The sequence below is a fragment of the Lactobacillus sp. ESL0228 genome (assembly GCF_003692825.1).
Classification (GTDB): domain Bacteria; phylum Bacillota; class Bacilli; order Lactobacillales; family Lactobacillaceae; genus Lactobacillus.
Map to the genome: position 1 here is coordinate 128369 of NZ_REHJ01000008.1, position 12265 is coordinate 140633.

The window sequence follows — 12265 nt, forward strand, 5'->3', positions numbered from 1 at the left end:
AATTAGACTTGGGTTTACACTTTCTATCAAATAATTGCTATAATAGAAAACGTAATTTTGAGGTGATATTTATGGCATTCGATGGCCTATTCATACATAGTCTAATAAATAATATTAAACACACGCTGATTGGAAGTCGGCTTTCCAAAATTTATCAGCCATTTGATCAAGATCTAATCTTAACATTTAGAAAAAATCGAAAGAATTTGCAAGTTTTAATTTCTGTTAATGCACAATATCCTAGATTTTACATTACCGAGCAAACAATTGTTAATCCAGATAAGGCACCTACTTTTGTAATGGTGCTTAGAAAGTATCTTGAGGGCTCCGTATTGCAAGATATTCAACAAGTTGGTGTTGATCGAATCGTTAATTTTTATTTTAGTAATCGTAATGAGTTAGGAGACCAAATACAACTAGTTTTATCAATTGAATTAATGGGACGTCATAGTAATGTGATTTTATATGATAAAAAGAGTAATCGTATTATTGACTTACTTAAACGAATTAATCCAGAGGAAAATCGTGTTCGTCTACTTTTACCTAAAGCAAAGTATGAGCTTCCCCCGCTTATCCCTGGAATTAATGGGTTTAAGATAACTAAAGATGAGTTTAAAAGTATGACCCGAACAACGACTGTCCAATCTTTTGTTCAAAAAGTTAGTGGTCTTGATCGTGATGATCGTAATGAATTAACGGGCTATTTAGAAGATGATTTTTCATACACTTCCTTTAAGACATTCATATCTCAATTTGATAAAAAAGGTGCTTTTATTCTTAAATCGTCTGATAATAAGCGGAAAATTTTTCCCTATCTTCCTTACCATCTTGACTTAACAAAAGAAAGTGTTAAGTCTGACCTAAACCAGGCTTTAGATGAATTTTATCTTTATCAGTCTAATCGTGACTGGGTTAAGCAAAGATCTAGTCAAGTTGAACGAGTTATTAAAAATGAACAGAAAAAATTAACAAAGAAAATTACTAAGCTACAGACGCAGTTGGATCTTGCTGAGAATTCTGAAGGATATCGAATCCGCGGGGAAATTTTAAATGCAAATTTGAAACAAGTTCACTCAGGAATGACTAAAATTAGTTTACCTAATTACTATGAAAATAATCGACCAATTGAGATCAAGTTAGATGCAGCTCTCTCCCCTGTTCGCAATGCTCAGAAATATTTTACTCGATATAAGAAACTTCGTAATTCAATAAAGCATGTTAAGGAGCAGGTTAAAATTTCGCGACAGACACTTGAATATTTTGATTCTGTCCAAACAGCGATTAATAATGCCGATCCGCAGGATGTTGATCAAATTATAGATGAACTAACTGCTCAAGGATACATTAAACGTCAACAAAAACAAAAAAAAGTCAAAAAAATTACTGAACACAACTTAAATCGATTTCGTTTATCTTCTGGAAAAACTGTATTTGTTGGCAAGAATAATTATCAAAATGATTGGTTAACTTTTAAAAAAGCAAATAAACATGATATTTGGTTCCATGTAAAGAATATGCCAGGTTCACATGTGATTTTGCAAGACAATCAACCTAGTGATAGAGATATTGCTGAAACGGCAGAGATTGCTGCCTATTATTCTAAGGCAAAAGATTCTGCACATGTTCAGGTTGATTATGTTGAAGACAAACGAGTTAAAAAGCCTAATGGTGCTAAACCTGGTTTTGTAATTTATACAGGTCAAAATTCAATCGAAGTCACGCCAAAAAAAGATAATATCCAACATAAAAAATTATAATAATTCAACTAAAAGTGTCTGGGAAAAAACTAGCTTCGTAGACAAAAAATATAGATCAAGAAATTCTTTTTAGAAATACTTGATCTATTTTTTCCTGTTTTGCTTTAAAAGGAGTCCCTTTGTCCCCCCTTCTATTCCAATATTTGCTTAAGTTCATCATCATGAACATCAAGCAAATATCGTTTTCTACTTTTTTCTTTCCGCGTAGATGCGTTTGCCTGCTTTACTTTGGAGAGTTTGTTTGGCTTTTTCTTTTAAATATTGCCAGTTGGGATTATATTGCACCTGTCTTTGGCGCCCGCTCTTAGTTTTAGCTAGTTCGATCAATTCATCTGTTAGCTGAAACTCATCTGCTTCATAGATTTTAAGATCAGATACTAAAACCGTGCTCTTATTTTTACGTTTGCCGTATCTTTAAAGTTGAAGCGTACGCTTTGCCAGTCTATGTAATAATCATCTTTTTCGTGATAAGTCCAGTTAGCCAGCTTGGTTGATCTCGGTGGCACTTTCTAGTTTGTTAGACCTTGACTAGTTTGCGCTTCTTCTTCAGTGATTGCTTGGACTACTTCTTTTTGAATTAGCTCATAATAAAGCTTAATTGCACTAATTTTTAATTTGGCATGAAACTTTTCCACTGCTTTTTTCCAAACAAAAATCTACTTGTTGGCATCACTGCAATTTTAGTCCCATCAATAAAAATGGCATCTTCTTTGATTAGTCCTTCTGCCAGAGAAAACACGCCAAAAATAAGCAAAAAGTAAAATTTTAAGCATCAAATTTAAGCATCCTAGCTGAGCGATAGGCTGGTCTACCGGCATTAGCTTGATTTTCAAGCATAACATTATCAGGAATAGAATCAAAAAAGTTACTGATAACTTGAGCAAGATAATTTTTAGGAATCGAAAAGTCTAAATTAAGTATTAAAGTAGTTTGACCTGTGATATGATTTTGGTACATGAAAAGCCCACCTTTTTTTAATTGTAGTAATTTAATAATATCAAGGCTGGGCCAAAATGTATATAAAAAAATTCGCTAGAATTTAAAGATTCTAACGGATTTTTTGCTTTTTAATGTCTAGTTTTTTCCCAGACACTTTTTTACTCTATTGTTTTAATAAATTTTTCGCCAAAGCAAAATCACCAACTGTCGCTGAACCATTATCAGCAATTCGGGCATCACAATATATTTATCAAAACGGTAACATAATTATTTAGCATTTTACTAAAATCACGTCTAACCTTCTTTAAAAATTCTTCACTCACAACGTCACCACCAAAAACAATTTTATCGGTACTTAAAATCAAAGTAACTTGCAAAGCTGCTTGAGCAACATAGTAGCCCATAATATTCCAGACATGATCATCCAGCAGCACTTGTGCTCCAGGTTGAATATACTCGTGCTTCAAAAGTTGGACCTGAAACAAGCCCCCTCTAAGCAATCATGGTGAAACGGACAAACACCAGCAAAATCCAGGTCGTCTGGATGGCGCTTTAACAGAACATGACCCATTTCAGGATGTCCTTGACTTCCAATTAAATGGCTATTGATCAAGGCACCACCACCAACCCCAGTACCGATTATGTAATACACCGAAGAATTAATATCTTCATTTAATAATAATGACATCACGTACTCACCATAAGCCGAGCCGTTAACATCAGTAGTAAAAAATATAGGAGGTACATTAAGTTACTCTTGAAAAAAGCCAACAAAATTAGTATTTTGCCATCTTTTTTTAGGTGTATCAGTAATTAAGCCGTAATTAGCTGATTGTTTACGAATTTTAATCGAACCAAATGAAGCAATACCAATTGCTTGAACAACAAACTGCTTAAAATAAACTGCAACCTTTTTTGAAGTTTATTGCGGTTTTGTCGTTGGTATTCTAATTGAATTCTTAATTTGATAATTTTCGTTGCCAACGACAAAAACAAATTTAGTACCGTCAGCTTCGATTTAGCCTAATAACATTTTTCTTACTTCTTATTTCTTTGAAAAACTTCAATAATTTCATGATTGGGTCCATAAAATTTAAAATAACTAATTCCTAGTTTGAGCGTATGCTAGTACTTTTGACAAATAGCACTAGGAATAGTTAAGTTGAATGCAATTTGACCAGCAAATTTACCATATTGACCATTAGTTGCAATTAATGAATTAATCTGATACTTTTTCATAAAATGTTGTACTTCAAATGCTGCTCGACCTGTACAAATAACAGGAACATTACCATTTGCTTTTAATTTATGCACAGCCTGACTTACTTCAGGTAAAATAGTTGATTTGCTAGACAATAAAGTACCGTCCATATCGAAAAAAACAGAGATTTAATCTTTTCCGCCAAAGCTTACTTTCTTAACACTATATTCTTAAACTCAACTTTGCCATTAGCAGCAACAACAGCTAAATCATCGCCAAATTTTTGATAGCCACGGGCTATCAAACTAATTCCATTAACTACCAAAACGAAAATATCATAATCAACTATTAATTTAACGTGCAGTTTCTTAAAGTTACTTTCAGGAAAAGGTCTATCAAGACCTTTGTTCATCATTTGGAACCACAGCCATTCAGGACTCTTGTCAAAAATTAAAAGCTGATCTTCTTTAGTGATCCCAGCCTGACACCAACACAAGTTGGGGCACTTAAGCAGGCTAAAACTTATATATTAGGCAACTGGCAGTTGATCGTAAATACTCAATATCGGTAATTCACAACTGAAGGTCACATCAGTCATTATTCAACAGAAGGATTAAGTTCAAGACCGCTGGGTTGGAACTGAAGTATTAGCTAGAAGTATTATCTTCCAGTTAAATGGTGGTAATATTGCTCAATATCTGCTCAAAGAACAAAGAAAAGCTACTAAAGAGCAACGAATCATGCAAGTAGATTACCGCTTTAAGGTAAAGAACTTGTTATTTGTAAGCAGTTTCAAGCAAATCTTGGCAATGCAGCCAAGACACACTACTGGGATTAAGGGATCATTAATGGTGGCCAGATATTATTTGACTTGCCCGAGCGAATAATTTAAAAAAGTGAAAACTGCAAATAGAGGAAGGCTAAAAGTTTATTACTTACAAAAAATTGACATTAACATCTATTGATTTATGCTGGCTCTTCAACTATATATTTGGTAAAATTATTCGTGAAGGGGATCTTACCGATTCATACGTCAATTTTATTTACTTGTTAATCAGACAAAAATAGGCCTTTTTCAATAGTAAATATAGATATTTACGGTCATTGTAGTGTATTTTATAATTATTAAATAGAGAAAATAGAAAAATGAAATTTTATACAGGATTAGTTTTGCTCTTTTTATTCATGCTTTCGTCGTTATTTGCATCATTGATTGATCTTATTGAAAAAAGAAATTTAAGGAAAAAGCAATCAAGGATAGAAATTATAAATGTTTGCTGTAGTATATTAGTTTTTACATATTTTTTTGTTCCTCGAAATGTTTTTTTAGGTCTGTCTATATTGGTTGTATTGGTTATTTATATCAATTCGATTATTATTGGTATAATAAATGATAGTTTCCATATCAAGCATCATATTATTAGAGCTTTGATAATATTGCTGATTTTTTTATTGCTGTATTGATTTAAAGTAGTATGCAGTTTCTCCACTATAAGTTTCGGTTGTAGACTTTATCCTGTTGATGAATACTTTGTAGTATTGTATTAGCAGGATTTAATTTTATTTAAAAGAAAAAAGAGGATTTTTGACAATGCAAACTTCTTCTTCATTATTTTCAATTTCTGGTTTTTGATAAATTATTTTTATATTTATTTTATCAATGAAATCATTGTCAAAAGGAAAGTCCTTGTATAATTCATCTAAAATTGTGGTTTTCATTGTTAATATATCCATAGTCAAAAAATAAATAAAATTACAAAATTTATAAATGAGTGTAATAATATACTGTTAATAACACTGTTGGTCCATAGTTGAATTAACATTAATGCAAAACTCATTATTGTAAAATAAATCAATCCAGTTATGCTGAAATCAGCATGTAATGAAACGAACAAAAGAGTACTGAAGATAATACCTAAAACAATATGTCCTGATTCTCTTAATCCAGAAAAAACAACTTTTCTAGAAATTACTTCCTCAATAATCGGAGAAAATATTAAAGCATGAAAAATTGTTCTAGGATCAACCTCTTGCTTTGCATTGCCTGTCATCATAAGAAAAATGAACACAAGAAAAAACGCCAAAAATAATTTGCAAAATGAAATTCTGAAATCATGTTTTTCAACAGTTTTTGTATAAAAAATGAATACAATAAAAATAAACAAGGTTATTATATCTCGAGTCAGTTTAACAGAAAGAAGCTCAAATCTTCGAGATCTCAAGCATAATCTAAAAATTAATCTTATGCATATTTCATCAAAAAAATAAAATCCTACTGTCATCAAAATTTTTTTAATAGTAGTCTCAGTAGTTATAATTTTCATTTTCTTCCTTATTTTAAAATCAAGTTCGGAGCAATATATCAAAAAAGCTTGCAGCAAACACTTTTTTATTAACGTTGTAAATCACATCTAAAAGTTATTAATTTATAAACAATTTTTTGCTATTTTTATGCTCATGTATTAATGGCATATAAGTGTATTTTAACACCTTTGCTTAATAAAACAAAATTCTTCCTAAAAAATCACAGGCCAATTCCATCGACGAATCCTAAAATTTGCTCAATACGAGCATATTATTAGCCCCGATATGGTGACTGCCTAGTTTTTTCTAATACCTAACAATAATTATTAATATACACGTCCTTGATTATTACTACAGTCTTATATTCTGCAAGAATACTCAATAAAATTTTTAAATGATTCTAATATTGTTGTTGATTATACTTTTTATTTATATAACAGCGTAAAAGCAATGCCTAATACTGTTGAGTTGAATTGAATTTCTTCTCATCTCACCAATATTCTTTGCTTCGAAAGCACAAAATTTGTCAAAAAGTATTAAACTTCAAAATGAAGTGTTTTTTATAAGGAATCGATATTAATATCAAGCTAGTTAATTAAACCTTATCAAATAAAATTTTATCATCATTGTATACAAAAACCGCTGCATAATAATCAGGGTTGTTAAGCCAACCTTTTAGAGGTTTTCCAGCAAAAAACAATTTTTTACATTCCACTTCAGCTTCCACCGAATCTTTTGTAAAAGCTGTTACACTCATAAGATTTGCATTTACAAGATATCCGGTTTTATCATCAAATATATGATGATATTTCTTATCATTAGCTTCTAAATATCTTTCATAAATCCCACTTGTAACAATAGAGCATTCAGGGGTACTAATAGTTGCTATAGGGGTGCCCAAGAGGCCTAAAGATGGATCTTGGATAGTTCAAATTCAAGATCCATCTTTAGGATCTGGAGAATCACCAACGAACAATATATTCCCACCTAAATTAATTATTCCTTGATTAACACCAATGGACCTCCAAAAATCCCGAATTCTGTCAGCAATCCACCCTTTTGCAATTCCACCTAGGTCTATTTCCATGCCTTTTTAGTTAAAAACACTGAGTGATCATTATCATTCTGTTGAATGTTTTTAGGATTAACTAAACTAAGACTTGACTTTATTTCCTTTCCATCAGGAACTTTTGCATCGTTAAATCCTATATGCCATATAACTTAACTATTGGACCAATTAAAGCATTAAATCCAAAATTTTCTCTACTTTTCTTAATGGCTAATGGCTAACTTAATTAAAGAGTATGTTTCATTTGAAACCTTAACTTTTTTATCCCCTGCAAATTGATTAATTTGATAACTTCAGAATTATTCGAATTAACAGTTAATCTTTTTTCATAGCTATTTATTAAATCAACAATTTTTTTTATAATACCTTTTCTTTGGGTATCACAAATAGTTAATTCTATAGTAGCTCCCATAGTTTTATAACTATATGAAATATTTTTATTTGAATTATTATTACTCATAAATACTAATAAAATTCAATTAACAAGTCGGTCGAGTCAGTATTTGCCCAATTTTATGAAATAGATATCCTCCAGAATACTCTGCAGCCTCTTCATCACTTAAAACTTTAATTTCATGTTTTTTATCTTCCATTTTGAGCTTCCAAAAGTTAATAAGTGTCTGGGAAAAAACTAGCTTCGTAGACAAAAAATATAGATCAAAAATTTCTCTTTAGAAATACTTGATCTATTTTTTCCTATTTTTGCTTTAAAGGGAGTCCCTTTATCCCCCTCCTATTCCAATATTTGCTTAAGTTCATCATCATGAGCATCAAACCAACATCGGTTTCACCTTTTTTCTTGCCTAGTGAATGTGTCCTCCGCATACCAAATACACTCTTCATCTGTCCAAAGACTGGCTCGACATCTATTTTCCTGCAGCGTTTGTCTGTTTTACTTTGAAGAGTGACTTTGGCTTTAAACTTAAAATATTGCCAGCTGGGATTATATTGTACCTGTCTTTGGCGCACGCCTTGCCAGTCTATATAATAATCATCTTGTTCGTGATAAGTCCAGTTAGCCAGCATCGGCAACAATATTCTTGAACTTATCTAAAACAGTCATCTGCGCCAAAAAGGGTTTTAAAGTCTTAAAATTCGTTGGGTTAGGGTAAAGTGCATAATCTACCACATACTGATCGATAGTGGCAGCTTGAATATTATCCCCCGGTTTGAGATGACCATTCTTCATATGATTTTCTTTCATATGTATAAAAGTCGCATCATGGTCAGTTTTAGCATAGCTGTTACGCTCGCCAAATATTGTTTCTGCTTCTTCATACTTCTTAGCTCTAGGAATCAAGTCCTGACGCAATTTATGCCGGATCTTTTTGAGACCACGTCTTTGGCGTTTTTAGTTGAACCTCCAGGTACGACTCTTTAGGTTCAGCGATCATTGCTAGACCTTGACTAGTTTGCACTTCTTCTTCAGTGATTGCTTGAATTACTTCTTTTTGAATTAGCTCATCATAAAGTTTAATTGCACTAATTTTAATTTGGCATGGACGCTAGATCTAAAGTTATTGATCGTATGATACGAAATATGCCTACCACCAGCAATGACATCATTGGTAAATTTTCTGCTAGCATTCTTTCAATCTTCCTGCCAGAGAAAACCCGTCGAGAATAAGCAAGCAGTTTGACCTGTGATATAATTTTGATACATGAAAAGCTCACCTTTTTTGTGATAAATTAATAATATCAAGGTTGGGGCAGAATATATATGAAAAATCCGCTAGAACTTAAAGGTTCTAACGAATTTTTTTGATTTTTAGTGTCTAGTTTTTTCCCAGACACTTACTTTTGCTTTAAAAGACTGGTTAAAGCGGTTGAGTTGTTAACGACAAAGATTCAAGCACCGTTAAGATTAGTTCAGTAGTTTCGATACTTGAAAAAACTGGTATATGAATATTAAGTGCGGCATCTCTAATCATAATAGCATCTTCGCTTGCACTATCTGATAAATTAGTGATATTGATAACCATTACGATCTTATGTTGGCGAATCTTTGCTAAGAGACTATTAGAACCATTATGTATTTTGGTAAGTACGCTAGTAGTAATTCCAGCTTCTGCTAAGTTATTTGCAGTTCCTTCTGTTGCAACTATTTTAAAGCCAAGGCGGTAAAAGCGTTGTGCTAAGTCCGTCATACGTTTCTTATCTTCATCACGAACAGAGATAAAAACGGTACCAAAACTTGGAATTTTAAGTCCGCTAGCTTCATATCCTTTATATAAGGCTTTAGCTAGTTCGGTATCGCGTCCCATGACTGAACCAGAAGATTTCATCTTTGAATCAAAAGTATTGATGCTCTTATAGTTAATATACGAAAATACTGGCATTTTTACATGAATAAAGTTTGTAGAAGACCATAATCCGGATTTATAACCCAAGCTGGTAATGCTGTGACCAGCTAAAACGGAAGTTGCACATTCGGTAATATCTTTTCCCAATGCTTGGGATAGAAAAGCAATGTTATGCCCCGCATAAGGCTTAATTTGCAAAAGGTAAATATTTTTATCAACAATTAAAAAGTGTAAGGTAAAAATACCTTTCATCTTTATCTTTTGAACCAACCTAGTTGTGTATGTTGTTAGCAATTTTTCCCCATTTTTAGAAAGATTACGTGGTTTAAAAATTGCAATTGAATCCGATGCATGTGAGCCTGTTTGTTCTAAATGTTCAATGATTCCGGGAATTGTTACATCTTTTCCGTCTGAAATTGCCGTAATTTCATATTTATTTCCCTCGATAAAATGAGATAAAGAAATTTTGGCCAACTGATTTTCTTCCAAATATTCTTGTAAAGCGGGCAGATCGTAAACAACTGCAGATTTTTGTTTAATACCTTTACTATTAAAACCACCAATTAAAATTGGAAAACCATGTTCATGAATAAAATCGTTAACTTTCTTTTGATCAGTTGTAGTAATCAACGGATTCTCTTTTAAAAATTTTAATGGTGATGATAATACTTGTTCAATTCTGTCTTTGACATTAATATTTTGATTTCCAAAAATGTTAAGTCCTCTGTTAATTAGTTTTTTAGCTAATGCATTGATCTGCTTACCAGAAAATTGCAATAAAACATCCTTAATATTTTCTTTTTTAGTAATTTGAAGAATATTTTCAATTGTAATTGGTTCAAAGTAAACTTTATCTGCCTTTTGATAATTTGTGGCAACTGATTCATCATTATTAGATAACAGAACTGTGGCATAATCATTATTATGTAAAGTCATTAAAGCATGGGTAATCATGTAATCAAATTCACTCGTAACTGAGACTTGTGATGGAAGCATTCCAATGACAAGCACCTTTTTATTGGCCTTTAGTGGTTTAGATTCATTTTGAACCCCAAAGGCATTGTAATATTGATGAGCATTAGGTTGATAAATTCCAGAAGAGCCATCAATTTGAATATAAGAAGGTTCAAGGTGTAAATTTTCAAGACGTTTATTTAAATCAGAGATATTGACATTTGATAAAGCAGAAATTAACGAATTGTTAAAGCCACGTATTTTAGCCTTTAAAAGTAAATGATCATCTATTTTTTCTGTCCGTAACTGTTGACCAATTTGAACTAAATATTCAAGTTTTTGATAATAAACGGGATGAATATGAGTTAGTGGTTGCACTTCTTGATAAGTAAAGCCTTGGCAAATTGCTGCTAATAGCTTAATCAAATGGTGTTCATCTGGATGTAGCAAATCTTGGATAATTTCATTACGTGGCTTGGTTTTTTCTTTCTGATAAATTTCTAGAGCCATCTTAATATTGACAGTTGAAGCTAATCCTTTTAAAAAGGCTGTTTCAAAGTTCCGACCAATTCCGATTGCTTCACCACTAGCCTTCATTTTTCGACCTAAATTATAGTGATTACTTCCAGACTGTGTTAGCGACCAAAAAGGCATTCTAATTGCTACTTTGTCTAATGCAGGTTCAATTGCAGCATTAAGGCCAGATAATGGGTCAGTTATTTCATTTAGATGATAGCCAATTGCAATTTTGCAAACAATGTATCCCATATCATACAAAGAGGCTTTTTGCGACCAAATTGCACTGCGAGTTAATCTTGGTTTGATTGATAAAATTTTTACTGTAAACGAAGTCCCTTTGTGCTTAACTGCAAAATGCATATTTAATACGCCAACAATTTTTAAACTGTTCGCAATTTTTTTAGCAATTTGACGAATTGTTTGCACTTGATCATTATTGAGAGTTAACGCGGGCATTACTGCTGTCGAATCTCCAGAATTAATTGCTACAGGCTCAATAGTATCGGCTATTCCGGCGAAAATAATGTTACCAGCATTGTCCCGGATCACATTAAGTAAAACTTCATTCCAAGAAGATAGATCTTCTGTTAGGCGATAATGTTTAATTGAAAAATCATGTCGTTGACGTTCCTTTTTTAAATAACCACTAACTTCTTTTGCACTATAAAAAATAATCCGTTTATTTTGAATGTATTGTTGTTCTTTAATTAATAAAACTGGAAAAGTTACCTTTGAATTTAATTCTTGCTCTAAATTATTATAAGTGAAATCGGATAAATTCCAATATCGATTAACAGATATATCGTTTTGCTCAAGAAATGTGGTCATTTTTTGATGACTATTAATCATGAGAGTTGAATCATTTACACCTAATAACCGAATACCCATTTGTTTTAAAATGCCATCTTTGATTAATTCGCGAGTTACTTTTAATCCAATTGTTGACCCGTAAACTGGAATAATAGCGCTAGGTTCTTCCATACGAATAATTCTTTTAAGAAAGTCAAGAGTCATTGGTTCTAGATAAACAGTTACTCCTGCTTTCTTATCGGTTGATATCGTCGCGGGATTAGGATTAACAAGAATAACGCGAATATCTTCTTCTAGGAGTGCTGTAATTGCATCTGAAATCAAAACGTCTGTCTCTGAGACTTTACCAATCAATGTTGGTCCAGAACCAATAATTAAAACTTTGTCTAAATCATTTTCTAAAGGCATG

At 32.1% G+C, this 12265-nt stretch carries 6 protein-coding genes and 4 pseudogenes; 1 reads left to right on the plus strand and 9 read right to left on the minus strand.

The window, feature by feature from the left end; genetic code table 11:
* The first annotated feature begins 71 nt into the window (after positions 1-71).
* Positions 72-1757, plus strand: coding sequence for an NFACT family protein (locus F5ESL0228_RS04050; protein WP_122022937.1), 1686 nt, complete (start codon positions 72-74; stop codon positions 1755-1757).
* A 55-nt stretch (positions 1758-1812) separates the two neighbouring features.
* Here the strand turns inward: F5ESL0228_RS04050 and F5ESL0228_RS04055 are convergent.
* The 9 genes and pseudogenes from F5ESL0228_RS04055 to F5ESL0228_RS04090 all read right to left on the minus strand — a co-directional run bounded on the left by F5ESL0228_RS04055 (position 1813) and on the right by F5ESL0228_RS04090 (position 12264).
* A pseudogene (locus F5ESL0228_RS04055) lies at positions 1813-2714 on the minus strand (hypothetical protein).
* A 145-nt stretch (positions 2715-2859) separates the two neighbouring features.
* Positions 2860-3714, minus strand: a pseudogene (locus F5ESL0228_RS08540) (ROK family protein).
* 107 nt (positions 3715-3821) lie between these two features.
* Positions 3822-4067 carry an HAD hydrolase family protein gene (locus tag F5ESL0228_RS04065; protein ID WP_122022938.1) on the minus strand — a complete coding sequence of 82 codons (246 nt, stop codon included), beginning with the start codon at positions 4065-4067 and terminating at the stop codon, positions 3822-3824.
* Positions 4068-4105: 38 nt separating this feature from the next.
* Positions 4106-4393, minus strand: a complete 288-nt coding sequence (locus F5ESL0228_RS04070; RefSeq protein ID WP_122022939.1) for a hypothetical protein — start codon at positions 4391-4393, stop codon at positions 4106-4108.
* A 1064-nt stretch (positions 4394-5457) separates the two neighbouring features.
* Complete coding sequence (locus F5ESL0228_RS08300) at positions 5458-5616, minus strand: hypothetical protein (protein WP_158592481.1); 159 nt, start codon at positions 5614-5616, stop codon at positions 5458-5460.
* Positions 5617-5633: 17 nt separating this feature from the next.
* Positions 5634-6221, minus strand: a complete 588-nt coding sequence (locus F5ESL0228_RS04075) for a CPBP family intramembrane glutamic endopeptidase (RefSeq protein ID WP_122022940.1) — start codon at positions 6219-6221, stop codon at positions 5634-5636.
* Between the two features lie 575 nt (positions 6222-6796).
* Positions 6797-7730: pseudogene (locus F5ESL0228_RS04080) on the minus strand (FAD:protein FMN transferase).
* Between the two features lie 329 nt (positions 7731-8059).
* Positions 8060-8914, minus strand: a pseudogene (locus F5ESL0228_RS04085) (transposase); the annotation flags it as partial.
* A 173-nt stretch (positions 8915-9087) separates the two neighbouring features.
* Positions 9088-12264 (minus strand): carbamoyl phosphate synthase large subunit, encoded by a 3177-nt coding sequence (locus F5ESL0228_RS04090; protein ID WP_122022941.1) that lies wholly within the window; start codon positions 12262-12264, stop codon positions 9088-9090.
* Position 12265 lies beyond the last annotated feature (1 nt).

Coding starts and splice junctions, on each gene's coding strand:
- F5ESL0228_RS04050 (WP_122022937.1), top strand. CDS start 72: ATGGCATTCGATGGCCTATTCATACATAGTCTAATAAATAATATTAAA.
- F5ESL0228_RS04065 (WP_122022938.1), bottom strand. CDS start 4,067: ATGGACGGTACTTTATTGTCTAGCAAATCAACTATTTTACCTGAAGTA.
- F5ESL0228_RS08300 (WP_158592481.1), bottom strand. CDS start 5,616: ATGAAAACCACAATTTTAGATGAATTATACAAGGACTTTCCTTTTGAC.
- F5ESL0228_RS04075 (WP_122022940.1), bottom strand. CDS start 6,221: ATGAAAATTATAACTACTGAGACTACTATTAAAAAAATTTTGATGACA.
- F5ESL0228_RS04090 (WP_122022941.1), bottom strand. CDS start 12,264: ATGCCTTTAGAAAATGATTTAGACAAAGTTTTAATTATTGGTTCTGGA.